The sequence below is a fragment of the Rathayibacter sp. AY2B3 genome, from assembly GCF_002931755.1.
In the GTDB taxonomy this organism is placed as follows: domain Bacteria; phylum Actinomycetota; class Actinomycetes; order Actinomycetales; family Microbacteriaceae; genus Rathayibacter.
Genome location: NZ_PSUG01000017.1, coordinates 1 through 24,511, shown reverse-complemented (window position 1 = coordinate 24,511; position 24,511 = coordinate 1). Strand labels below are relative to the sequence as shown.

The window sequence follows — 24,511 nt, the reverse complement described above, 5'->3', positions numbered from 1 at the left end:
GGCCGAAGGAGGCGCTCCACTCCGATTCCGTCGGTGTTCGGCATGGTGGACGACGCGATCCGTCGCTACGGTGTCCCCATGAGAATCCTCCTGGTCGGCGCCGGCGGCGTCGGCGACGCCTTCGCGAAGATCGCCGCGCGCCGCTCCTTCTTCGAGCAGATCATCGTCTGCGACTACGACCTCGCCCGGGCCGAGCGCACGGTCGCCTGGATCGCGGAGCGGCACGGTGCGGACGACCGCTTCGTCGCCGCGCGGATCGACGCCTCCGACGCCGAGAACGTCGAGACCGTCGCCCGCGCGCACGGGGCGACCCATGTGATGAACGCGGTCGAGCCGCGCTTCGTCCCGACGATCTTCGCCGGAGCGCTCGCCGCCGAGGCCGACTACCTCGACATGGCGATGAGCCTCTCCCTCCCGCACCCCGAGCAGCCCCACGAGCTGACCGGGCTCAAGCTCGGCGACGAGCAGTTCGCCGCCGCGGAGGAGTGGTCCTCCCGCGGCCGCCTCGCCCTGGTGGGCATGGGCGTGGAGCCGGGGCTCTCCGATGTCTTCGCCCGCTACGCCTCCGACCACCTCTTCGACGAGATCGACGAGCTGGGAGTGCGAGACGGCGCGAACCTCGTCGTGCACGACGCGGACGGCCGCGAGATCTTCGCTCCGTCCTTCTCCATCTGGACCACGATCGAGGAGTGCCTGAACCCGCCGGTGGTGTTCGAGCGCGACCGCGGCTGGTACACCACGGCCCCCTTCTCGGAGCCCGAGGTGTTCGAGTTCCCCGAGGGCATCGGTCCAGTCGAGTGCGTGAACGTCGAGCACGAGGAGGTGCTGCTGATGCCGCGCTGGCTGGACGCGAAGAAGGTCACCTTCAAGTACGGCCTCGGCGAGCAGTTCATCGGCGTCCTGCGCACTCTCCACCTCCTCGGCCTCGACAGCACCGAGCCCCTGCGGGTCCGCTCGGCCGGCGGTCCCGTCGAGGTGTCGCCGCGCGACGTCGTGGCCGCCGCTCTGCCCGATCCGGCCGGCATCGGCCCGCGGATGACCGGCAGGACCTGCGCCGGCCTCTTCGTCTCGGGCACGAAGGACGGCGCTCACCGCGAGGTGTACCTCTACCACGTGAGCGACAACGAGTGGACGATGGCCGAGTACGGCACCCAGTGCGTGGTCTGGCAGACGGCGCTCAACCCGGTGGTCGCGCTCGAGCTCCTCGCGACCGGCGTGTGGACCGGCGCCGGAGTGCTCGGGCCGGAGGCGTTCAGCGCCGACCCGTTCCTCGAGCTGATGGCCCGCCCCGAGGCCGACGGCGGGTACGGACAGTCCTGGCACGTCCGCGAGGACTGACCGGCGCCGCCGACCCTAGGCTGAGCCCATGAGTGACGACGACGGGCTCGCCTCGGCGAGAGACGAGGCGCGCGCGGCCCTGGAGGCCGCCCGCCGACTGCAGGCGGAGGCCGCCGAGGCCCTGGCGCGAGCGGAGGCGGCGGCCGCGGCGCTGAACGCGGCGGCCGGCCCGGAGGAGGCGGAGGCCGTCGCCGACGACGTGCGGCTGGTCGCGGCGTCGGAGAGCGGAGCGGAGCAGTCCGCCGCTCCCGTTGCTGCTGACGCCGTCGCTGCGGTCGCCGTCTCCTCCGGTCCGGTTGCTCCGGGGGCCGATGCTCCGCCCGTCGTCGCTCCGGAAGCCGCTGCTCCGCCCGCGCCCTCCGCGCCCGCCCCGGCCCCCGGCCCGCTCCCCGAGAGCGCCGTCGACGCGGTGCGCGCCGGGTACGCGTTCTCCGGCCCGGCCCTCGAGCTCGGCGCCCTCGTCAACGGCGACGCGCGGATCGACGTCCCCGTCCGCATCCCGCTCGGCATGCTCAACCGGCACGGCCTCGTCGTCGGCGCGACCGGCACCGGCAAGACCAAGACGCTGCAGGTCCTCGCCGAGCAGCTCTCGGCCCACGGCGTCCCCGTCTTCGCCGCGGACATCAAGGGCGACCTCTCCGGCCTCGCCACTCCGGGCGCCGCGACCGACGCGCTGCTCGCCCGCACCCGCGGCATCGGCCAGGACTGGCGAGCGGAGGCGGCCCCCGCCGAGTACTTCGCGCTCGGCGGCATCGGCACCGGCATCCCTGTCCGCGCCACCGTCACCGGCTTCGGAGCACTGCTGCTCGCGAAGGTGCTCGGCCTCAATCACACGCAGGAGTCGAGCCTCGGCCTCGTCTTCCACTACGCCGAGAGCGCCGGCCTCCCGCTCGTCGACCTGTCCGACCTCCGCGCCGTGCTCACCTACCTCGTCGGCGACGAGGGCAAGTCCGAGCTCGCCGAGCTCGGCGGGCTGTCCAAGGCGACCGCCGGCGTGATCCTCCGCGAGCTGATCGCGTTCGCCGACCAGGGCGCCGACGTGTTCTTCGGCGAGCCCGAGATCGACACGGCCGAGTTCCTCCGCCTCGCCGCCGACGGGCGCGGCGTCGTCAGCCTCCTCGAGGTCCCCGGAGTCGCCGACCGACCGGCTCTGTTCTCCACCTTCCTGATGTGGCTGCTCGCCGACCTCTTCAACGACCTGCCGGAGGTCGGCGACCTCGACAAGCCGAAGCTGGTGTTCTTCTTCGACGAGGCGCACCTGCTCTTCCGCGACGCGTCGAAGGACTTCCTCGCCGCGATCACCCAGACCGTGCGCCTCATCCGCTCCAAGGGGGTCGGCATCGTCTTCGTCACGCAGACCCCGAAGGACGTGCCCGGCGACGTCCTCGCTCAGCTCGGCTCCCGCGTGCAGCACCAGCTCCGCGCGCACACGCCGGACGACGCGAAGGCACTCCGCGCCACCGTCTCGACCTACCCCGAGAGCGACTACGACCTCGGCGAGGTCCTCCAGGCGCTCCCCATCGGCGAGGCGATCGTGACGGTCATGAACGAGCGCGGCGCGCCGACCCCGGTCGCCTGGACGCGTCTGCGCGCCCCGCTCGGCTCGATGCAGCCCACCCCCGAGGCCGACCGCGAGGCGAGCGTCCAGCGCTCGCCGCTGCTCGCGCGCTACGGCACGTCCCTCGACCGCGACTCCGCCCGCGAGATCCTCACCCGCCGACTCGACGCAGCCGCGGACGCCGAGGAGGCCCGCGTCGCCGCCGAGCAGCAGGCCGACGACGACGCCCGCCGCGCGAAGGAGGACGCGCGCCGCGCGAAGGAGGAGACCGCGGACGCCGCCCGCCGCGCCAAGGAGCGGGCCGCCGCCGAGCGCGCCGCCGACCAGGCCGCCGAGCGCTCCCGGCGGCGCACGGCACCGACCTCGCGCGGGACCCGCACCGCCCGCCGCGACAAGACGGTCGTCGAGGAGGTCTTGGGCTCGAGCGCCGGCAGGACCCTCCTGCGGGAGGTGGTGCGCGGGATCTTCGGGACCGCTCGACGGCGCTGACGCGGCCGGGCGGCTCCGGGAGACGAGGCGCTAACGGGAGCGTGTTAGCGTCGGTAGCATGAGTGAGAGCGGGACGACGCGGGAGCGGATCCTCCGAGCGACGGTCGAGCTGCTGGCGGACGGCGGGCGGGACGCGGTGTCGACGCGGGCGATCAGCGCGGCGGCGGGGGTGCAGGCACCCACGATCTACCGGACGTTCGGCGACCTGCGCGGGCTGCTCGACTCGGCCGCGGCAGCCGGATTCGCCACGGCCCTCGCCGACTTCGAGCGGAGCGAGGCGCCGGCCGACCCGGTCGACGCGCTCCGGGCCGCCTGGGACCACCACGTCGCCTTCGGGCTCGCCGAACCGCACCTCTACGCGCTGATGTTCACCGCGCGGCCGGGGGAGGAGTCGGAGGCGGCGCGCCTGTCCCGCGGCGTCCTCCTCGACGCGGTCCGCGCCGTCGCCGAGGCCGGCCGCCTCACGGTCGACGTCGAGCGCGCCTCCCGCCTGCTCCAGTCGGCCGCACTCGGCTGCACCCTCACGCTGACCGCCCTCGCCGACCCGGACGACGAGCTCTCGTCCCGCTCGCGCGAGTCCGTCCTCGCGGCGATCACCACGGCGGAGGCGGGCCCCACCGATCCCGCCGCCCGCGCGGTCGTCGCGCACGCCGTCGCCCTGCGCACCGCGCTGCCGCAGATCGAGCCCCTCAGCGCGGGGGAGCGGCTCCTGCTCGACGAATGGCTCGAGCGCATCGCCGACTGAGCATCCGCGTCGCCGCGGCTCCGTGTCGCCGGCCGCTCGTCCGCGATGTCGTTATACGGATGGCGACGGGCACGATCCGGTGCCGGCACCTACGGTCGGACCATGTCGCGATCCATAGCCGAACTCTTCTTCCGCCCCGTCTGCGCCGCCTGCTCGGCCCCGCTCGTCGCCCGCCGTGGCGCGTTCTGCTCCGACTCCTGCGCGCGGACGAACCACCTCTACGGCTGATCCCGCCTTCGGCGCGACTCCTCGGCGGCCGATCACGCAGGCCCCGCCCGATACGGATGCTCGCGCCCACGGGTCGAATGCCGCCCACGGGTGAAACAAAACGGTGCCCGTGCTGGCGAGAGCAACGGGCACCGTTCGCGGAGGATGGGGGATTCGAACCCCCGAGGGCTTTCACCCAACACGCTTTCCAAGCGTGCGCCATAGGCCACTAGGCGAATCCTCCTGGCACGACCTGAGCCGCGACTCATCGATACTAGCCGGTGTCGGAGGCTCCCGCTGACCACGACCCCGACACGCCCCGCTCTCCTCGGCCGCCGTCGTCGGTTAGACTGTCACCCGGCTCCCCGCGTGGCGCCATCCAGGCCAACTCCCCCAGGGCGGAAACGCAGCAAGGGTAACCGGGCTCTGGCGGGTGCGCGGGGGGTCTTCTTCCGTTGACGGGCCGCGGTGGCGGCGGAGGCTCCTCCACAGCCCTCCGACCTGCACGGACTCCCATCCCTGGCCTCTACCCAGCCAGCCGGAGGGACCCCCTCGGTAGGCTGGATCCGATGGTTCAGAGCATCTACATCTCGTCCGCCGAAGGTCATTCGGGCAAGTCCACGGTCGCCCTCGGCGTCCTCGATGCGCTCAGCAGCCAGGTGCAGCGGGTCGGCGTCTTCCGCCCGATCGCCCGCTCCACCTCCGAGCCGGACTACGTGCTCGAGATGCTGCTCGGCCACTCCGACTCGGGCCTCGCCTACGAGGACTGCATCGGCGTCACCTACGAGGACGTCCACGCCGACGGCGAGGCGGCGCTCTCGCGGATCGTCGAGCGCTACAAGGGCGTCGAGGCGCGGTGCGACGCGGTCGTCATCCTCGGGTCCGACTACACCGATGTGGGCAGCCCCACCGAGCTCGGCTACAACGCCCGCATCGCCGCCAACCTCGGCGCTCCGGTCCTGCTGGTCCTCACGGGCCGGGACTCGTCCCGCAGCGAGCAGCTGGGCCAGGCGCCCGCGCGCACTCCCGAGGAGATGCGCCAGATCACCGAGCTCGCCTCGGTCGAGCTGCGCACCGCGCACGCGAGCCTCATCGGAGTGATCGCGAACCGCGCCGATCCCGACACCGCCGCCGACGCCGTCGCCGCGATCCGCGAGAGCATCCCCGCCACCGTCCCGGTCTGGGCGATCCGCGAGGACCCGTTCCTCGTCGCTCCGAGCCTGTCCCGCCTGGTCGAGGCGGTCGACGGTGTCGTCGTCGCGGGCGATCCGGAGCTGCTCGGCCGCGAGGCGCTCGGTGTGGTGATCGCCGGCATGTCCATGGTCAACGTTCTGCCGCGGCTCACCGAGGGAGGCGTCGTGATCGTCCCCGGCGACCGGCCCGAGGTCGTCCTCGCCGTGATCATGGCGTACGCCTCCGGCACGTTCCCGACCGTCACCGGCATCATCCTCAACGGCGGCTTCGAGCTGCCGGAGCCGATCGTCCGGCTGATCGAGGGCGTCGACAGCCGCGTGCCGATCGTCATGACCGAGCTCGGCACCTACGACACCGCCGTCCGCGTCACCGCGGCCCGCGGGCGACTGGCGGCCGACTCCCCGCGCAAGCGCGACACCTCCCTCGCCCTCTTCCAGGAGGCGGTCGACGCGGTCGAGCTGCTCACGCTGCTCGACGTCGGCCGTTCCGAGGTCGTCACGCCGCTGATGTTCGAGTACGGGCTGATCGAGCGCGCGCGCATCGCCGACCGCCACATCGTCCTGCCCGAGGGCGGCGACGACCGGATCCTCCGCGCCGCCGCGACCGTGCTCAAGCGCGGCATCGCGCGGCTCACGATCCTGGGCGAGGAGGCCGAGATCCGCGCCCGCGCGGCGGGCCTCGGCCTCGACCTCGACGGCGCCCGCGTGCTGAGCACCCTCGACCCGGAGCACCGCGCGCGCTTCGCCGAGGAGTACGCCCGCATCCGCGCGCACAAGGGCATCACCTACGACCACGCCTACGACACGGTCACGGACGTCTCCTACTTCGGCACGATGATGGTGCAGCTCGGCCTGGCCGACGGCATGGTCTCGGGGGCCGCGCACACGACGGCGCACACCATCCGCCCCGGCTTCGAGATCATCAAGACGAGCCCGGGCGTCTCCGTCGTCTCGAGCGTGTTCCTGATGGCGCTCGCCGACAGGGTCCTTGTCTACGGCGACTGCGCGGTGAACCCCGACCCCACCGAGGCTCAGCTCGCCGACATCGCGATCTCGTCCGCCGAGACCGCCCAGCAGTTCGGCATCGACCCCCGCATCGCGATGCTCTCCTACTCCACGGGCGAGAGCGGAGCCGGAGCCGACGTCGAGAAGGTCCGCGCGGCGACGGCTCTGGTGCGCGAGCGCCGGCCCGACCTGCTCGTCGAGGGCCCGATCCAGTACGACGCGGCGGCGGACGCGGCGGTCGCGGCGTCGAAGATGCCCGGCTCCCAGGTCGCCGGACGCGCGACGGTGTTCATCTTCCCCGACCTCAACACGGGCAACAACACGTACAAGGCCGTGCAGCGCTCGGCCGGCGCCGTCGCCATCGGGCCGGTCTTGCAGGGCCTGCGCAAGCCGGTCAACGACCTCTCCCGCGGCGCGCTCGTGCAGGACATCGTGAACACCGTCGCGATCACGGCCATCCAGGCCGCGACGCAGGCCATCGTCCCGCCCACCGCCGCCATCCCCGTGGTGCGCTAGCGGCGACCCCGCCGCCGCCCCTCCCGACCCCGATCACCCCAGGAGTCCCCTCATGTCCGTCGTCCTCGTCGTCAACAGCGGTTCGTCGTCGTTCAAGTACCAGCTCATCGAGATGACCACCGAGGAGACCCTCGCCAGCGGCCTCGTTGAGCGGATCGGCGAGGAGACCGGCCGCACGAAGCACACCCGCGACGGGGAGTCGTTCGAGATCGAGGGGCCGATCCCCGACCACACCGCCGGCTTCGACGCGATGATCCGCGCGTTCGGCGAGCACGGTCCGAGCCTCGACGAGTTCCCTCCCGTCGCCGTGGGCCACCGCGTCGTGCACGGCGGCAAGCGCTTCTTCGAGCCCACCGTCGTCACCGACCTGGTCAAGATCAACATCGAGGACCTCGCCGACCTCGCCCCGCTCCACAACCCCGCCAACCTCGAGGGCATCGAGGCGGCGCAGAAGGCCTTCCCGGACGTCCCGCACGTCGCCGTCTTCGACACCGCCTTCCACCACACGATCCCGGCCGAGGCGTCGACCTACGCGCTGCCCGCCGAGCTCGCCGAGAAGCACCGCGTCCGCCGCTACGGCTTCCACGGCACCTCGCACAAGTTCGTCTCGGAGGCCGCCGCCGCCTACCTCGGCCGCCGCCGCTCCGACCTGAAGACGATCGTCCTGCACCTGGGCAACGGAGCGTCCGCCTGCGCCGTCGACGGCGGCGTCTCCGTCGAGACCTCGATGGGCATGACCCCGCTCGAGGGCCTGGTCATGGGCACCCGCTCCGGAGACCTCGACCCGGCCGTCGTGTTCCACCTCGCCCGCAAGGCCGGCCTCTCGATCGACGAGCTCGACACCCTCCTCAACCGCCGCAGCGGGCTCCTCGGACTCACGGGACGCGGCGACATGCGCGACGTCCAGGAGGCGGCCGAGGCCGGCGACGAGCAGGCCCGCGCCGGACTCGAGGTCTACTACCACCGCCTCCGCCACTACATCGGTGCCTTCTACGCCCAGCTGGGCCGCGTCGACGCCGTGGTGTTCACGGCCGGAGTCGGCGAGAACGTCGCCGCCGTCCGCGCCGGCGCCCTGCGCGGCCTCGAGGGCCTCGGCATCGAGCTCGACCCCGAGCGCAACACGTCCGCCGACCGCGGCGCCCGCCGCATCTCCACCGACGACTCCCGCGTCACCGTCCTCGTCGTCCCCACCAACGAGGAGCTGGAGATCGCCCGGCAGAGCTTGTCGGTCGTGTAGCGGCGGAGCCGCCACACGACTCGCGGTCGGCTTCCAGGGGTGGTGGCTCCCGCAGAGCGGGGTGCGTCGGGCTGCCCTGAATCGCTGACACGCGGCGGTGTCTGCTCGTCGGGCAGCGGTGACCCGCTGCACGACCGCGGTCGGCTTCTCGTGGGGTCTCGTTCCGCAGAGCGGGCCGCGTCGGGCTGCCCTGAATCGCTGACACGCGATTCCGGGTCGCGGCCCTCTGCCGGATACTCGGACGCTCTTGCTGGTCGAGCAGCCGCGGCGGCTCAGGGCAGCAGGCGCGCGTCGCCCGCGTAGAGGTTGAAGCCGGAGCCGCGGCTGAAGCCGATCAGGGTGAGGCCGGAATCGCGGGCCAGGTCCACCGCCAGCGACGACGGGGCACCGACCGCGGCGAGCAGGGGGATGCCGGCCATCACGGCCTTCTGCACCAGTTCGAACGAGGCGCGCCCCGACACCTGCAGGAGCGTCCCGCGCAGCGGCAGCCGGCCCTCCCGGAGCCCCCAGCCGACCACCTTGTCCACGGCGTTGTGCCGCCCGACGTCCTCCCGGAGCACCAGCAGCGAGCCGTCGGCATCGAACAGCCCGGCCGCGTGGACGCCGCCCGTCCGCTCGAACACCGCCTGCGCCTCGCGGAGCCGGTCCGGGAGCGAGACCAGCAGCTCCCGCTCCACCCGCAGCCCGTCCTCCGCGACGCTCCACGCCGAGTCGGTGGCGACCGCCTCGAGCGACGCGAGCCCGCACACTCCGCACGAGCTCGTCGTGTAGACCGACCGCTCGCGCTCGAGCAGCACGGACTCCCGTCCGCCTCGGACACTCGCATCGACCACGTTGTAGGTGTTCTCGCCCGGCCCGGAGCCGCTGGCGCAGTAGCGCATCGCCGCCAGCTGCTCCGACTCGGTGAGCACCCCCTCGGACACCAGGAACCCGGCGACCAGGTCGAAGTCGTCGCCGGGTGTGCGCATGGTCACGCTGAAGCGCCGTCCGCCGACGCGGATCTCGAGCGGCTCCTCGACGGCGAGGACGTCCTCGCGGCGGCGGGGCGGATCGTCCGCGCGGACAGCGGTCAGGCGGGTGCGGGCGACACTGCGGGTCATGGGTCTCCTCAGGCGGTGGAGGTCATCCTCCCACCGGGAACCGGGAGCGATGCCGGGGTGCGGACGTACGATGCAGGAATGGTCGATGACGCCGAGCCCCGCGAGAGTCCGATCGACGAGAGCCGTCTCTCCGTCCGGTCGCCGAAGAGACGCGCCGTCGGGATCCCCGGCGTCGCCCACGCCCTCGAGATATCGCTCAAGCAGATGGGCCCGGTGCGCAGCGCCGAGACGCTCCTGCGGGTGAACCAGAAGACCGGCTTCGACTGCCCGGGCTGCGCCTGGCCCGAGGGCGACAAGCGCCACGTCGCCGAGTTCTGCGAGAACGGAGCGAAAGCGGTCGCCGAGGAGGCGACGCTCCGCACCGTCACGTCGGCCTTCTTCGCCGCGCACCCCGTCGCGGAGCTGGAGGAGTGGGACGACTTCGCGCTCGGCCAGCAGGGGCGTCTCACCGAGCCGATGCTGCTCGAGGAGGGCGCGACGCACTACCGGCCCGTGGAGTGGGACGAGGCGCTCGACCTCGTGGCCGAGGAGCTGCGCGCCTGTGCGAGCCCCGACGAGGCGATCTTCTACACCTCCGGCCGGACCTCGAACGAGTCGGCCTTCGTCTACCAGCTGATGGTCCGCGGCTTCGGCACGAACAACCTGCCCGACTGCTCCAACATGTGCCACGAGTCCAGCGGCTCCGCCCTCACCGAGACGATCGGGATCGGCAAGGGCTCGGTGAGCCTGCGCGACGTGGAGCGGGCACCGCTGATCATCGTCGCGGGCCAGAACCCCGGCACGAACCATCCGCGGATGCTGACCGCTCTGGAGCGTGCCAAGCGCGCGGGCGGCACCATCGTGGCCGTGAACCCGCTGCCGGAGGCGGGGCTGCTCCGCTTCCAGAACCCGCAGACCGTCCGCGGCACGCTGGGCGACGGCACGGCCCTCGCCGATCACTTCCTCCAGGTGCGGCTGGGCGGCGACCAGGCCCTCTTCCAGGGCCTCGGCAAGGCGCTGCTCGAGGCGGAGGAGGCGCGCGGCGACGTCTTCGACCACGCCTTCATCCGCGAGAGCACCGGCGGCCTCGCCGAGTACCTCCACGGGCTGCGCGAGGTGCAGTGGGACGAGATCGAGCGGGCGAGCGGCATCGACGAGACGCGCATCCGCACCGTCGCCGAGCTGATCGCGGCGTCCGAGGGCACCGTGGTCTGCTGGGCGATGGGCCTCACGCAGCACGCCCACTCCGTCGCCACGCTCAAGGACGTGGTCAACGTGCTCCTGCTCACCGGCAACATCGGCAAGCCCGGTGCCGGCGTCTGCCCGGTGCGCGGCCACTCCAACGTGCAGGGCGACCGCACGATGGGGATCTTCGAGCGGATGCCGGACTCCTTCCACGACGCGCTCGACCGAGAGTTCTCCTTCTCCTCCCCGCGCGAGCACGGCACGGACACCGTCGCCGCGATCCGGGCGATGCGCGACGGGAAGGCCCGCGTCTTCATGGGGCTCGGCGGCAACTTCGCCCGGGCGACGCCCGACAGCGGAGTGACAGAGGCGGCGATGCGCTCGCTCGCCCTGACCGTGCACGTCTCGACCAAGCTCAACCGCTCGCACGTCGTCACCGGCCGGCGCGCGCTGATCCTGCCCACCCTCGGCCGCACCGACTCCGACGTGCAGCGCTCGGGCGAGCAGCGGGTCACGGTCGAGGACTCGATGAGCGCCGTGCACGCCTCCCGGGGCCGCCTGCGCCCGCCGAGCCCGGGCCTGCGCTCGGAGGTGGCGATCCTCACGGGGATCGCGGAGCGGCTGCTCGAGGGCCGTGAGAACGTCCCCCGGGTCGACTGGGCGGGACTGCGCGACGACTACCGCCGCATCCGCTCGCACATCGCCAACGTCGTCCCCGGCTTCGACGGCTTCGAGGCCCGGATCGACGTGCCCGGCGGCTTCGTCCTCCCGCACCCGCCGCGCGACTCGCGCCGCTTCGACACCCCCTCCGGCCTGGCCCGCTTCACCGCGAATCCCCTCGAGTACCCGCGGGTGCCGGAGGGCAGGCTGCTGCTGCAGACGCTGCGCTCGCACGACCAGTTCAACACCACGATCTACGGGAAGGACGACCGCTACCGCGGGATCCACGACGGTCGCCGAGTGGTGTTCGTCCACGCCGACGACGTCGCCGAGCTGGGCTTCGCGGACGGAGCGATGGTCGACCTGGTCTCGGAGTGGCCCGACGGCGTCGAGCGGCGGGCGGAGGCGTTCCGCGTCGTGGCCTACGACACGCCCCGCGGCTGCGCGGCCGCGTACTACCCGGAGACGAACGTCCTCGTGCCGCTGGACTCGACCGCGAAGATCAGCAACACGCCGACGTCGAAGTCGGTCGTGATCCGCCTCGAGCCGGCGGCGTAGGCCTCACCAGGGCAGCGGCAGCAGGCGCACGGAGTCGCCCGCTGCCGCCCCCGGCGCGGGAACGACGGCGACGGCCTCGGAGGCGGCGAGCCCGGTCAGCATGTGCGAGCGGATGCCCGCGGAGGCCCGCCAGCCGTCCTCGCCGGAGGAGACGGGTACGAGCACCGTGGTCCCCGGGCGCCCGAGCGGCTCGGCGAGGACACCCCGGCCGAGGGGGCGGGCAGCGGCGCCGGACGCCGCGTCGAGGGCCGGGGGCAGGAAGGAGAGCGCCGCGAGCAGCGCGGCGAGCGGATTGCCCGGCAGCGCGATCACCAGCGTCCCGCCCGGCAGCAGCGCAGCCATGGTCGGGTGGCCGGGGCGCATGCCGACGCCGTCGACGAGGACGCGCGCCCCCACCGCATCGAGGGCGCGGCGGACCGCGTCCACCCGGGAGCGCCCGGTCCCACCCGTGGTGAGGAGGATCGGCGCCGTGCCCGCCAGCAGCGTCCGGGCGATCGCGTCCTCGTCGTCGCCGCGGCGCACGACCTCTCCCACGGCTCCGCCCGAGAGCTCGACCAGCGCGGGGAGCAGCGGTGTGAACGCGTCGCGGACCCGTCCCGCGGGCGGCATCCCCTCGGTGTCGACCTCGTCCCCCGTGAGGAGCAGGTCGACCGCGGCGGGTGGCCGGACGTCGAGCGCGTCGATCCCGGCGACCGCGAGCAGGGCGAGGTGCGCGGGAGTGAGGCGGGTCCCGGCGCCGACCAGCACGGCGCCGCGCGAGGCCTCGTCGCCCGCGAGCCGGATGTGGCGGCCGGGCGGGAGGGGCGTCCGCGCCGTGAGCAGGTCGTCGCAGACTGCGCCCTGCTCGGACGGCAGCACCGCGTCGCTCCACTCGGGCACGGCGGCGCCGGTGACGATCGGAGCGGCGGTGCCGTCCTCGAGCGGCCAGGGCCCGGGCCCGCGCACGGCCCAGCCGTCCATGGCCGAGGAGTCGTAGTGGGGGAGCGGCCGCGCGGCGGCGACGTCGCGGTCGAGGACGGCTCCCCGCGCGTCGAGGAGGGGGACGGTCGCGACGCCGGAGCGTGCGACCGCTCCGCCGACGATCCGCCTGGCCTCGTCCCAGTCGGTCGCCTCGTGCCCGTGCGCGCTCATCCCGTCCATTCTCCCGGGGCTCGGGGCGGGCCCTGGGCAGGACCCGCCCCGTCGGTCATCCCAGGTAGCCGTTCGGGTTCAGCACGAACTTCTTCGCCGCGCCCTTGTCGAAGTCGGCGTAGCCGCGGGGAGCGTCGTCCAGGCTGATCGCGGTGGCCTGGACCGCGTCGGCGATGTGCACCCGGTCGTGCAGGATCGCCATCATCAGCTGCCGGTTGTACTTCATCACCGGGCACTGGCCCGTGGTGAAGGACAGCGACTTCGCCCAGCCGAGCCCGAGCCGGATCGACAGCGAGCCCTCCTGGGCCGCTTCGTCGACTCCGCCCGGGTCGCCCGTGACGTAGAGCCCCGGGATACCGAGGGCGCCGCCCGCCGCGGTGATCGACATCAGCGAGTTCAGCACCGTCGCCGGCGCCTCCTTCCCCGAGTCGGCGCCGTTGCCGTGCGCTTCGAAGCCGACGGCGTCCACTCCGCAGTCGACCTCCGGCACGCCGAGGATCTGCTCGATCTGGCCCGCCGGATCGCCCTTCGAGACGTCGACCGTCTCGCAGCCGAAGGAGCGCGCCTGCGCCAGACGCTCCTCGTTGAGGTCCGCGACGATCACGACGGCCGCTCCGAGCAGCTGCGCTCCGACCGCCGCGGCCAGTCCGACCGGTCCCGCTCCTGCGACGTAGACCGTGGAGCCGACGCCGACCCCGGCGGTCACCGCGCCGTGGAAGCCCGTCGGGAAGATGTCGGAGAGCATCGTCAGATCGAGGATCTTCTCGAGCGCCTGATCGCGGTCCGGGAACACCAGCAGGTTCCAGTCGGCGTAGGGGACCATCACGTACTCGGCCTGCCCGCCGACCCAGCCGCCCATGTCGACGTAGCCGTACGCGCTGCCCGGGCGGTCCGGATTCACGTTGAGGCAGATGCCGGTCTTGCGCTCCTTGCAGTTGCGGCACCGGCCGCAGGCGATGTTGAACGGCACCGACACGATGTCGCCGACCTTGACGAACTCGACGTCGGGGCCGACCTCCACCACCTCGCCGGTGATCTCGTGGCCGAGCACGAGGTCGGACGGAGCGGTGGTGCGGCCGCGGACCATGTGCTGGTCGGAGCCGCAGATGTTGGTGGAGACCGTGCGGAGGATGGCACCGTGGGGCAGCTTCCGCCCGATGTTCGCCGGATTGACGCCGGGTCCGTCCTTCAGCTCGAAGGTGGGGTAGTCGATGTCGATGACCTCGACGACTCCGGGGGACTTGTAGGCGACGGCTCTGTTGCCTGACATGCGGGGCTCCTTCAGATGGACGACCGCGGCGCAGTCGGCCGCGGGAGTCCTGCGCCGCGCTCGGTCCGAGCCGCGGCACCGGGACTCGGGGGAACCGTACGGCGTCGGCCTGGTGCCGGATCGAGGCCGGTGGAGTAGCTTCTCAGGAGGCGTGCGAACGCTCGTCCACCGCTCGGTGCGAGGCCGCGAGCGCCGCGTCGAGCGCGTCCCGTCCGCCTCCGGCCAGGCCCGCCGCGTAGCCCGCGAGGAACGTGGTCAGCGGAGCCGCCGGCCGGACCACTCCGTGCGCAGCGCGACCGGCGAGGGCGAGCAGGGCGTCCGGGTCCGCCGGGACCTCGGCGAGGCCGAGCGCGGAGGACAGGTCGGCCCACCAGCCGGCGAGCACCTCCTCGGTGGGGCGGGTGCCGACGGAGGCGGAGGGGCGGGGGCCGGTGGTGTCGTCCATCCGCTCAGTCTGCGCCGCGCGGGCCCGGCAGGTCGATCCCGTGCCGGAGCGCGTCGGCGGGCGCGTCGACGTCGTCGGTCGTCCCTGCGGGGACCGCGACGAGCCTCACGGACAGGTCGCGCAGGAGCACGCGCACGGAGGCGCCGTCGGGATCGCCGAGCGCCGCGAGAGCGTCGACGAGGGCTGAGCGCCGGTGCACGCCGAGGAGCTGCTGAGGCCGGCCGTCGTCGTCGACGGCCAGGAGGGAGTCCTCGACGGCGCTCGCCGCCTCCTCCAGCAGCCGGCGGACCGCCGGGCCGGGCGCCACGAGATCGGCGGCGAGCACGACGACCCACTCCGGAGCGCCCGCGCGCTCGAGCAGGGGCAGGGCGGACGAGATCCCGGCGACCGGACCGCCGAACGGGGGATCCTCCTGGACGAGCTCGGCGCCGTCGACGGCCGCTGCGAGCGACGGCGGTCCGGCCACGACCCTCCGCTCGGCTCCCCGAACGGCCGCGAGGGCCGCGCCGAGGAGCGTCGACTCGCGGTGCCGCAGGAGCGGCTTGACCGCGCCGCCGAGGCGGGAGGCCCGTCCCCCGGCGAGCACGACGGCGTCGAAGCGGGGGAGCGGCGGCGGAGGGTGCACGGCTCCGAGGCTACGCGCGCTCCCGTCTCCGCCGCCCCGGCTCCGGTGTCGGAGGTCGCGGCTACTCTTGTCGGGTGGTAGCAGCTCTGTATCGCCGGTACCGGCCCGAGACGTTCGCCGAGATGATCGGCCAGTCCCAGGTGACGGATCCGCTCATGACGGCGCTGCGCACCAACCGCGTCAACCACGCCTACCTCTTCAGCGGTCCCCGCGGCTGCGGCAAGACCACCTCGGCGCGCATCCTCGCCCGCTGCCTCAACTGCGCGACGGGTCCCACCGACACGCCCTGCGGCGTCTGCGACAGCTGCGTCGAGCTCAGCCGCGAGGGCCAGGGCTCGCTCGACGTGGTCGAGATCGACGCGGCGAGCCACAACGGCGTCGACGACGCGCGCGATCTGCGCGAGCGCGCCATCTTCGCCCCGGCGCGCGACCGCTTCAAGATCTTCATCCTCGACGAGGCGCACATGGTCACGCCGCAGGGCTTCAACGCGCTGCTCAAGATCGTGGAGGAGCCGCCGGAGCACGTGAAGTTCATCTTCGCGACCACGGAGCCGGACAAGGTCATCGGCACGATCCGCTCGCGCACGCACCACTACCCGTTCCGGCTCGTCCCGCCGGCCCAGATGCTCGACTACACGCAGGAGCTCTGCGAGCGCGAGGGCGTGCACGTGGCGGCCGGCGTGCTGCCGCTCGTGGTCCGTGCGGGCGGCGGGTCCGTCCGCGACACCCTCTCCCTGCTCGACCAGCTGATGGCCGGCTCCGAGGCCGAGACCGTCGAGTACGAGCGGGCCGTCGCCCTCCTCGGCTACACCCACGGGGCCCTGCTCGACGAGGTGGTCGACGCGCTCGCCGAGCACGACTCCGCCGAGGCGTTCGGAGCGGTCGACCGCGTCATCCAGACGGGGCAGGACCCGCGCCGCTTCGTCGAGGACCTGCTCGAGAAGCTCCGCGACCTGATCGTCGTCGCGGCGACCGGGGGAGCGGCGTCCGCCGTGCTCCGCGGCGTCTCGCAGGACGAGCTCGACCGCATGGCCGGCCAGTCCCGTGCGCTCGGCCTGGCCGAGCTCTCCCGCATCGCCGACGTGGTCAACGAGGCCCTCACCGAGATGACCGGTGCGACCTCGCCGCGCCTGCACCTCGAGCTGATGGTCGCCCGCACCCTGGTGCACGGCACCGGCGCCGGCATCGCGCCCGCTGCGGCGCAGGAGGAGCGCCCGCGGCACGTGGCCGCGCCGCGCGAGACCGCGGCGCCCGCCCCGCGGTCGTCCGAGCCGCAGCGAGCACCCGAGCCCCACCACGCCTCGCACGCCGCCGCTCCCGGCTCGGTGCCCGAGTCCCTCGCGGCCGCTCCACGCGCCGAGGCGCCGGTGACCGCGTCCGCACCCGTCGATGCGCCCCCGGTGAAGGCCCCCGAGGAGACGGCGGCCGCGCCGGAGGCGGACGAGACCGCGCCCGCCGCGTCCGGACGCCCGCGCGCGACGACCGCCGAGGCGGCTCGTCCGGAGCCGATCGAGCAGGAGTCGCCGGACGAGGCCGTCGCATCCCCTGCGGCGGTCGCCGCGCCGGCCGCCTCCGCCCCCGCTGCAGCCGTTCCGGACGCCCCCGCAGACGGCGCGGTCACCCTCCAGCGGATGAAGGACACCTGGCCCGAGATCCTCGAGGTCGTGCAGAAGGCGAAGATGACCGCCTGGCTGGTCGCCTACACGGCTCAGGTGCGTGCCCTCAAGGACGACGTCCTGACCCTCTCCTTCCCGAGCCAGAACGACGTCGAGTCCTTCAAGATGCCCGGCACCGCGGGCCAGCCCGGCGTCAGCGAGTACCTGCGTCAGGCCATCCAGCAGGTCCTCGGCCTGCGGGTGAAGTACATCGCCCGCGTCGAGCCGCGCGCCGCCGCCCCGGAGGCCGAGCGCGCCGCCGTCGAGGCGCCCGCCGCGCCCGCCCCGGCTGCGTCGGTCCCGGCCGCGACCGGCTCCGACGGCTGGGCCACCGTGGCGATCCCCGCCGATCCGACTCCGGCCGTCGAGACCGCGACCGCCTCCGCTTCCCTCGAGGCACCCGCCGCTGCCGCTGTTCCCGTCCGCGACTCCGTTCCCGTCCGCGACTCCGCTCCCGAGGCCGCGCCGGTCCCTGCCGCGGCCCCCGCCGGCGACGAGCCCCCGTTCGACGAGGAGCCGCCGGAGGAGGACATGCCGCCGGTCGAGCCGCCGATGCCCGACTCCTGGGCGACCGTCGCGCCGCCCGGTGAGCCCGCCGCCGCGCCCGAGCCCGCCGCCCCGTCGCGGCCCGCCCCCGTCGCCGAGCGTCCGGCTCCCGCCGCGCGTCCCGTCACCCGCACGACCCGCTCGGCGACCGCCGACGGCCGTCAGCGCTACGGCGAGGCGGTCGTGCGCGAGATCCTCGGCGCCCAATTCATCGAGGAGCAGCCCCACACGCCGCGCGGCCCCCGCGTGACCGGCGCGTGAGACCCCTCCGCCGCTCCGCCACCGCCCGCCCCGCCACCCCCGTCCGCCCCATCCGAGAGGAGGCGACCGCATGTACGAAGGCATCGTCCAGGAGCTGATCGACGAGCTCGGCCGGCTCCCCGGCATCGGCCCGAAGTCCGCCCAGCGCATCGCGTTCCACATCCTGCAGACCGAGACGTTCGACGTCACCCGGCTCGCCGAGATCCTCCTCGAGCTGCGCGGCCGCGTGCACTTCTGCGACATCTGCGGGAACGTCGCGGAGGAGGCGACCTGCGGGATCTGCCGCGACCCGCGCCGAAGCCGCGCGGTCATCTGCGTCGTGGAGGAGGCGAAGGACGTCCCGGCGATCGAGCGCACCCGCGAGTTCCGCGGGCTCTACCACGTGCTCGGCGGCGCGATCAGCCCGATCGACGGCATCGGCCCGGATCAGCTCCGCATCCGCCAGCTGCTGCAGCGGCTCGCGGACGGCGAGGTGCAGGAGGTCATCATCGCGACCGACCCGAACCTCGAGGGCGAGGCGACGGCGACCTACCTCTCGCGCATGCTCAGCACCCTCGGCATCCGCATCACCCGCCTGGCGTCCGGGCTGCCCGTCGGCGGAGACCTCGAGTACGCCGATGAGATCACCCTCGGCCGCGCCTTCGAGGGCCGCCGGCTCGTCGAGAACTGACGCGGCCGCCGGAGTCGCATGACCGCTCCGGCATGCGGTCGACCGGTAGACTCGCCCGTCGGGTCGCGACGGCGGTCCAGCCACCGACACGGGAGCAGCACGTGAGCCTGATCGTCCAGAAGTTCGGCGGGTCCTCCGTCGCCGACGCGGAGAGCATCAAGAGGGTCGCGAAGCGGATCGTCGCCACCAAGCAGGCGGGCAACGACGTGGTCGTCGCCGTCTCGGCCATGGGCGACACCACCGACGACCTGCTCGAGCTCGCCCACCAGGTCACGCCCATCCCCGCCCCCCGCGAGCTCGACATGCTGCTCTCCTCGGGCGAGCGCATCTCGATGGCGCTGCTGGCGATGGCGATCAAGAGCATGGGCTTCGAGGCCCGCTCCTTCACCGGCAGCCAGGCCGGCATGATCACGGACGCGCAGCACGGCGCCGCCCGCATCGTGGACATCACCCCGGTCCGCCTCCGCGAGGCGCTCGACGAGAACGCCGTCGTCATCGTCGCGGGCTTCCAGGGCTTCAACCGCGACACGAAGGACATCACCACTCTCGGCCGCGGCGGCTCGGACACCACCGCCGTCGCGCTCGCCGCGGGACTCGGCGCCGACACCTGCGAGATCTACACCGACGTCGACGGCGTCTTCACCGCCGATCCGCGGGTCGTCAAGAAGGCCCGCAAGCTCGACCGCATCACCAGCGAGGAGATGCTCGAGCTGGCCGCCGCGGGCGCGAAGGTGCTGCACATCCGCGCCGTCGAGTTCGCCCGCCGCCACGGAGTCACGCTCCACGTGCGCTCCTCCTTCAGCCCCAACGAGGGCACCATCGTCTACAACGCCGAGACCGCCGGCGCCGAGCAGAACGGACAAGCCGTGGAAGAGCCCATCATCGCCGGAGTCGCCGCCGACCTGAACGAGGCGAAGATCACCGTCGTCGGAGTCCCCGACATCCCGGGCAAGGCCGCGCAGATCTTCACGATCGTGGCCAAGACCGGCTCCAACATCGACATGATCGTGCAGAACGTGTCGGCTGCGGCCACCGCCCGCACCGACATCTCGTTCACCCTGCCCAAGGCCGACGGCCAGACCGTCCTCATGGCTCTCAACGCCGAGAAGGACGAGGTCGGCTTCGAGTCCCTGCAGTACGACGACCAGATCGCCAAGCTCGCGCTCGTGGGCGCCGGGATGCGCACCAACGCCGGCGTCTCCGCGAAGCTGTTCCGCTCCCTCTACGAGGCCGGGATCAACATCGAGATGATCTCCACCAGCGAGATCCGCATCTCGGTCGTCACCCGCGCCGACACCGTGAACGAGGCCCTGCGCGTCGTGCACACCGCCTTCGGGCTCGACGCCGAGGACGAGGCGGTCGTCTACGCCGGTACCGGCCGCTGACGGCCGGACACCCTCGCGATCCGGCCGTTCCTCCCGAGCGGCCGGACGGACCGGTACCCTCTCCCTCGATCCCCCCGCCACGAGCGGCCCGCGCGCCGCACGGACGAAAGAGCACAGCATGAGCAGCACCCCCCTCCACGTGGGCGTCGTCGGCGCGACCGGCCAGGTCGGGAAGGTGATGCGCCGCCTCCTCGAGGAGCGCGACTTCCCCGTCGCGTCCATCCGCTTCTTCGCCACCGCCCGCTCGGCGGGCACGACGCTGCCGTTCCGCGGCGAGGACGTCGTGGTCGAGGACGTGGAGACCGCCGATCCGTCGGGGCTCGACATCGCCCTGTTCTCGGCCGGAGCCACGGGCTCGCGCGCGCAGGCGCCCCGCTTCGCCGCGGCCGGCGTCACCGTGATCGACAACTCCAGCGCCTGGCGGATGGACCCCGAGGTCCCGCTCGTCGTCAGCGAGGTGAACCCCCACGCCATCGACCAGGCGGTCAAGGGCATCATCGCCAACCCCAACTGCACCACGATGGCGGCGATGCCGATCCTGAAGGTCCTCGACCGCGAGGCGGGACTCACCCGCCTGATCGTGAGCACCTACCAGGCCGTGTCCGGCAGCGGGCTGGCCGGAGCGAACGAGCTGGCCGGCCAGGTCCGCGCCGCGGTCGCCGACGAGCACCTGCTCGACCTGGTGCACGACGGCTCGGCGGTCGCCTTCCCCGCGCCCGACAAGTACGTGGCCCCGATCGCCTTCGACGTCATCCCCTTCGCGGGCAGCCTGGTCGAGGACGGCTCGAACGAGACCGACGAGGAGAAGAAGCTCCGCAACGAGAGCCGCCGCATCCTCGAGCTCCCGGGCCTGCTGGTCTCGGGGACCTGCGTGCGGGTCCCCGTCTTCACCGGCCACTCGCTCTCGATCAACGCCGAGTTCGCCTCCGCCCTCAGCCCCGAGCGCGCGCGCGAGCTGCTGGCCGACGCGCCCGGCGTCGTGCTGCGCGAGGTGCCGACTCCGCTGGAGGCCGCGGGCAAGGACCCGAGCTTCGTCGGCCGCATCCGCGCCGACGAGGGCGCTCCGGAGGGACGCGGCCTCGCGCTCTTCATCAGCAACGACAACCTCCGCAAGGGCGCGGCTCTGAACGCCGTGCAGATCGCCGAGCTCATCGCGGCGAAGCAGCCCGTCTCCTGATCCTGCCGGAAGGGGCCGGCGCCAGGCGCTCCGGCCCCTTCCGGGTGGAAAAGCCGCGAATTTGATGGGGGAGCGGGGCCCCTCCCCGCCTCGGCGTGCTCGCGCGAGCGTAAACTCGTCTCTCGTGAACTCCTCGGAACCGGTCGACGTCGCCCTCATCGGTGGGGGCATCATGAGCGCCACTCTCGGCGCCCTCATCACCCAGCTGCAGCCCGACTGGACCATCGCGGCCTACGAGCGCCTCGGCGACGTGGCGCAGGAGTCGTCGAACCCGTGGAACAACGCGGGCACCGGTCACGCGGCCCTCTGCGAGCTGAACTACATGCCCGAGGCGGCCGACGGCTCCGTCGACCCGGCCAAGGCGATCCAGATCAACGAGCAGTTCCAGATCTCGCGCCAGTTCTGGTCGAGCCTGGTGGAGTCGGGCGACATCCGCGAGCCGTCCAGCTTCATCAACCCGGCGCCGCACATGACCTTCGTGCACGGCGAGGCCAACGTCGAGTACCTCCGCAAGCGCTACGAGGCGCTCAAGGACCAGCCGCTGTTCGCCGGCATCGAGTTCACCGAGAGCGTCAAGACCATCCACGAGTGGGCGCCGCTGCTGATGGAGCAGCGTCCCGCCGGCGGCGGCCCGTACGCGGCGACGCGCATGCCCGCCGGGACCGACGTCGACTTCGGCTCGCTGACCCACCAGCTGTTCGACCACGTCGTCGCCCACGGCGGCACGCTCGACACCGGCCGCGAGGTCACCGACATCACCCGTCAGAAGGACGGCACCTGGCGGCTCGACCTCAAGCAGGTCGTCGGAGGCACGCCGCAGAGCGTGACCGCGCGCTTCGTCTTCGTCGGCGCGGGCGGCGGCGCGCTGCACCTGCTGCAGAAGTCCGGGATCCCCGAGATCAAGGGCTTCGGCGGCTTCCCCATCTCGGGGCAGTTCCTCCGCACGGACAACCCCGAGCTGGTCGCCCGGCACAAGGCCAAGGTCTACGGCAAGGCCGCGGTCGGAGCGCCTCCGATGTCGGTGCCGCACCTCGATGCGCGCGTCGTCGACGGCGAGTCGTCCCTCCTCTTCGGCCCCTACGCGGGCTTCACGCCCAAGTTCCTGAAGCGGGGCTCCTGGCTCGACCTGCCCCTGTCGATCCGACCGCACAACATCGGCCCGATGCTCGCGGTCGCCCGCGACAACCTCGACCTGATGAAGTACCTGATCGGCGAGGTGCTCGCCGGCCGCGGCAAGAAGATGAAGGCCCTGCGCGAGTTCCTCCCCACCGCCCGCGACGAGGACTGGTACCTGATCACGGCCGGCCAGCGCGTCCAGGTGATGAAGAAGGACGAGAAGAAGGGCGGCGTGCTGCAGTTCGGCACCGAGGTCATCACCGGAGGGGACGGCACGATCGCCGGCCTGCTCGGCGCCTCGCCCGGAGCGTCGACCGCCGTGCCGATCATGCTCGACATCGTGCAGAAGTGCTTCCCCGACCGGATGAAGGCCTGGGAGCCCCGGATCCGCGCGCTGGTGCCGAGCTACGGCTCGACGCTCAACGACGCGCCCGAGAAGGCCGAGCAGACGGTCACCGCGACCGCCGAGACGCTGGAGCTGTCCGCCTCCGTCTGATCGGGTGCGAGCCGTTCGAACATATGTTCTAATGGCTCCATGAGGTGGAGCGGACAGTCGATCGGCACGGCCGACGAGGCCGCGCTGCCCGGGCTCGTCACGCTCACCGATCTGGTGCGGACGGTGCGCACTCCGGAGTTCGAGGGCATCACCTTCTACGAGGTGCTCGCGAAGTCGGCGCTCAACCGCGTGCACACCTCCTCGACGATGCCGTTCGGCTGGAGCATCAACCCGATGCGCGGCTGCACCCACGCCTGCACCTACTGCTTCGCCCGGCCCACGCACGAGTACCTCGAGTTCGACGGCGGTCGCGACTTCGACTCCCAGATCGTCGTCAAGGTGAATGTCGCCGAGGTCCTCACCCGCGAGCTCGCCAAGCCGAGCTGGGAGCGGCACCCCGTGGCCCTCGGCACCAACACCGATCCGTACCAGCGCGCCGAGGGCCGCTACCGGCTGATGCCGGGCATCATCGCCGCGCTCGCCGCCTCCGGCACCCCGATCTCGATCCTCACGAAGGGCTCGCTGCTGCGGCGCGACCTGCCGCTGCTCCGCGAGGCCGCCGAGCACGTCCCGGTCGACCTCGGCGTCTCGATCGCCGTCTACGACGAGGGTCTCCAGCGCTCCGTCGAGCCGGGAGCGCCGACCGCGGCGGCCCGTCTGGCGACGGTCACCGCGGCACGGGAGGCCGGGTTCGACTGCTCGGTTTTCCTGATGCCGATCCTGCCGTTCCTCACCGACACCCGGGCGCACCTCGACGAGTCGCTGCGGGCGTGCCGCGAGGCCGGCGCCAGCACGATCATGTACTCGACCCTCTACCTCAAGCCCGGGGTGAAGGAGTGGTTCCTGCAGTGGCTCGGGCAGGAGCACCCCGAGCTGGTCGACAGGTACCGCGCGCTCTACCCGGGCCGCGACGCCTACGCGCCTCTCGAGTACCGGCGCTGGCTCTCGGCGCGCATCCGCCCGCTGATGCGCGCGCACGGGCTCGAGCGCGGCGAGGAGGACCCGGCCACCGGCTCCGTCAAGTCCTCGGCCCTCGGCTCGCTCGGGACTCTGCGGGCCCTCGGCGGCGAGCGGCGCTCCCTCCAGCACGACGGGCTGCTGGTCGGAGAGCTCGGCCCGGAGCGCGCCGCGATCCTCCCGGGCGTCGGGCAGCCGACGCTGTTCTGAGCCGGTGCCGGGCCCGGCCGCGGCTAGGATCGTCCGCATGGTCACCCGCTCCGGTGAGCCCTCGGGCTCCTCCGCCCGGAGCGCCCGCGACGCGGTGCCCCGTCCGGTCCGGCTCGGCCTGCTCGACCCGCGCGAGGACCTGCTCGCGGCGACGAGCGCGTGGATCCGCACCCACGCTCCGGACTTCGAGGTCGTCGTGGCCGCCTCCACCTGGCACGACCTGGTGACGAGCGACGTGTTCCCCACCCAGGTGGTCGTGATGGACGTCGAGCTGCGCGAGCCGATCTCGATCGAGGCGCGGATCCGGACCTGCCGGGCGGCGGGAGCCGCGGTCGTGGCGCTCTCCGCGAGCGAGGACGACGAGGTCCGCGAGCGCGCTCTGAAGGCCGGGGCCGTGCGGCATCTGGCGAAGTCGCGCTCGCTCGCCGAGGTGATGGAGCAGACCCGCGCCGCTCTCGAGATGCGCTCGGCCGACGTCTCGTCCGCGCAGTGGCGGCCCCTGCCGTCCGGAGTCGCGGCGCAGCAGCGCCCGCGGCTCAGCGCCGGCGAGCTGGAGGCGCTGCGCCTCTACGCGTCCGGATCGAGCACTCCGGAGGTCGCCGCCAAGATGAACGTGCAGTTCGAGACCGCGAAGACCTACCTGCAGCGCGTCCGCCGCAAGTACGTCGCCGTCGGCCGGCCTGCGAGCCGCCGGGCCGATCTGATCCGCCGCGCCGGCGAGGACGGGTTCCTCCCGTGACCGACCCCTGCTCACCCCGGAGGCCCCGCCTCCGGGGTGAGCAGGGGTCGGTCACGGG

Annotated in this window: 19 protein-coding genes, 1 tRNA gene and 1 other RNA gene; 15 read left to right on the top strand and 6 right to left on the bottom strand. The window is 73.0% G+C overall.

The window, feature by feature from the left end:
• Window positions 1-78 precede the first annotated feature (78 nt).
• From C5C24_RS07515 to C5C24_RS18385, 4 genes are all read left to right on the top strand, one after another.
• Window positions 79-1,338 carry a saccharopine dehydrogenase family protein gene (locus tag C5C24_RS07515; protein ID WP_104234533.1) on the top strand — a complete coding sequence of 420 codons (1,260 nt, stop codon included), beginning with the start codon at window positions 79-81 and terminating at the stop codon, window positions 1,336-1,338.
• A 28-nt stretch (window positions 1,339-1,366) separates the two neighbouring features.
• The gene (locus C5C24_RS07510) at window positions 1,367-3,385 is read left to right on the top strand and encodes a helicase HerA-like domain-containing protein (protein ID WP_104304661.1); all 2,019 of its coding nucleotides are present in this window, start codon (window positions 1,367-1,369) and stop codon (window positions 3,383-3,385) included.
• 58 nt (window positions 3,386-3,443) lie between these two features.
• Window positions 3,444-4,130, top strand: coding sequence for a TetR/AcrR family transcriptional regulator (locus C5C24_RS07505; RefSeq protein WP_104227474.1), 687 nt, complete (start codon window positions 3,444-3,446; stop codon window positions 4,128-4,130).
• A gap of 102 nt (window positions 4,131-4,232) precedes the next feature.
• Complete coding sequence (locus C5C24_RS18385; protein ID WP_258060618.1) at window positions 4,233-4,358, top strand: hypothetical protein; 126 nt, start codon at window positions 4,233-4,235, stop codon at window positions 4,356-4,358.
• A 138-nt stretch (window positions 4,359-4,496) separates the two neighbouring features.
• Here the strand turns inward: C5C24_RS18385 and C5C24_RS07500 are convergent.
• Window positions 4,497-4,581, bottom strand: a tRNA-Ser gene (locus C5C24_RS07500).
• Window positions 4,582-4,693: 112 nt separating this feature from the next.
• On the opposite strand from C5C24_RS07500, the gene ffs reads away from it, so the two are divergent.
• From ffs to C5C24_RS07485, 3 genes are all read left to right on the top strand, one after another.
• Window positions 4,694-4,790, top strand: an RNA gene (gene ffs, locus C5C24_RS07495) — signal recognition particle sRNA small type.
• A gap of 116 nt (window positions 4,791-4,906) precedes the next feature.
• On the top strand, window positions 4,907-7,051 hold the full coding sequence (pta, locus tag C5C24_RS07490) for a phosphate acetyltransferase (RefSeq protein WP_104227473.1): 2,145 nt from the start codon (window positions 4,907-4,909) through the stop codon (window positions 7,049-7,051).
• 52 nt (window positions 7,052-7,103) lie between these two features.
• Complete coding sequence (locus C5C24_RS07485) at window positions 7,104-8,288, top strand: acetate/propionate family kinase (RefSeq protein ID WP_104304660.1); 1,185 nt, start codon at window positions 7,104-7,106, stop codon at window positions 8,286-8,288.
• A gap of 272 nt (window positions 8,289-8,560) precedes the next feature.
• Here C5C24_RS07485 and fdhD read toward each other — a convergent pair whose 3' ends face one another.
• Window positions 8,561-9,388, bottom strand: a complete 828-nt coding sequence (gene fdhD, locus C5C24_RS07480; RefSeq protein WP_104277913.1) for a formate dehydrogenase accessory sulfurtransferase FdhD — start codon at window positions 9,386-9,388, stop codon at window positions 8,561-8,563.
• A 78-nt stretch (window positions 9,389-9,466) separates the two neighbouring features.
• On the opposite strand from fdhD, the gene C5C24_RS07475 reads away from it, so the two are divergent.
• The gene (locus C5C24_RS07475; protein WP_104304659.1) at window positions 9,467-11,770 is read left to right on the top strand and encodes an FdhF/YdeP family oxidoreductase; all 2,304 of its coding nucleotides are present in this window, start codon (window positions 9,467-9,469) and stop codon (window positions 11,768-11,770) included.
• 3 nt (window positions 11,771-11,773) lie between these two features.
• On the opposite strand, the gene C5C24_RS07470 is transcribed toward C5C24_RS07475, so the two are convergent.
• From C5C24_RS07470 to C5C24_RS07455, 4 genes are all read right to left on the bottom strand, one after another.
• Window positions 11,774-12,901 (bottom strand): molybdopterin molybdotransferase MoeA, encoded by a 1,128-nt coding sequence (locus tag C5C24_RS07470; protein WP_181135499.1) that lies wholly within the window; start codon window positions 12,899-12,901, stop codon window positions 11,774-11,776.
• Between the two features lie 55 nt (window positions 12,902-12,956).
• Window positions 12,957-14,171, bottom strand: coding sequence for a formaldehyde dehydrogenase, glutathione-independent (gene fdhA / locus C5C24_RS07465; RefSeq protein ID WP_104225123.1), 1,215 nt, complete (start codon window positions 14,169-14,171; stop codon window positions 12,957-12,959).
• Window positions 14,172-14,313: 142 nt separating this feature from the next.
• Complete coding sequence (locus C5C24_RS07460) at window positions 14,314-14,616, bottom strand: DUF6457 domain-containing protein (protein ID WP_219812846.1); 303 nt, start codon at window positions 14,614-14,616, stop codon at window positions 14,314-14,316.
• Between the two features lie 4 nt (window positions 14,617-14,620).
• Window positions 14,621-15,241 (bottom strand): molybdenum cofactor guanylyltransferase, encoded by a 621-nt coding sequence (locus C5C24_RS07455; RefSeq protein WP_258065084.1) that lies wholly within the window; start codon window positions 15,239-15,241, stop codon window positions 14,621-14,623.
• 74 nt (window positions 15,242-15,315) lie between these two features.
• Here C5C24_RS07455 and C5C24_RS07450 point away from each other — a divergent pair, with 74 nt between their 5' ends.
• The 7 genes from C5C24_RS07450 to C5C24_RS07420 all read left to right on the top strand — a co-directional run bounded on the left by C5C24_RS07450 (window position 15,316) and on the right by C5C24_RS07420 (window position 24,453).
• A complete protein-coding gene (locus C5C24_RS07450) occupies window positions 15,316-17,703 on the top strand; it encodes a DNA polymerase III subunit gamma and tau (protein ID WP_104304657.1) in 2,388 nt (795 codons plus the stop codon).
• A 70-nt stretch (window positions 17,704-17,773) separates the two neighbouring features.
• Window positions 17,774-18,373, top strand: a complete 600-nt coding sequence (gene recR, locus C5C24_RS07445) for a recombination mediator RecR (protein ID WP_104222157.1) — start codon at window positions 17,774-17,776, stop codon at window positions 18,371-18,373.
• A gap of 101 nt (window positions 18,374-18,474) precedes the next feature.
• Window positions 18,475-19,758: an aspartate kinase gene (locus tag C5C24_RS07440; RefSeq protein ID WP_104222160.1), complete on the top strand. Its 1,284-nt coding sequence runs from the start codon at window positions 18,475-18,477 to the stop codon at window positions 19,756-19,758.
• Window positions 19,759-19,876: 118 nt separating this feature from the next.
• A complete protein-coding gene (locus C5C24_RS07435; protein ID WP_104304656.1) occupies window positions 19,877-20,935 on the top strand; it encodes an aspartate-semialdehyde dehydrogenase in 1,059 nt (352 codons plus the stop codon).
• Window positions 20,936-20,999: 64 nt separating this feature from the next.
• A complete protein-coding gene (locus tag C5C24_RS07430) occupies window positions 21,000-22,547 on the top strand; it encodes a malate:quinone oxidoreductase (RefSeq protein ID WP_104282301.1) in 1,548 nt (515 codons plus the stop codon).
• Between the two features lie 39 nt (window positions 22,548-22,586).
• On the top strand, window positions 22,587-23,714 hold the full coding sequence (locus C5C24_RS07425) for an Rv2578c family radical SAM protein (protein WP_104276321.1): 1,128 nt from the start codon (window positions 22,587-22,589) through the stop codon (window positions 23,712-23,714).
• A gap of 37 nt (window positions 23,715-23,751) precedes the next feature.
• The gene (locus tag C5C24_RS07420) at window positions 23,752-24,453 is read left to right on the top strand and encodes a LuxR C-terminal-related transcriptional regulator (protein WP_146082560.1); all 702 of its coding nucleotides are present in this window, start codon (window positions 23,752-23,754) and stop codon (window positions 24,451-24,453) included.
• Window positions 24,454-24,511: the final 58 nt, after the last annotated feature.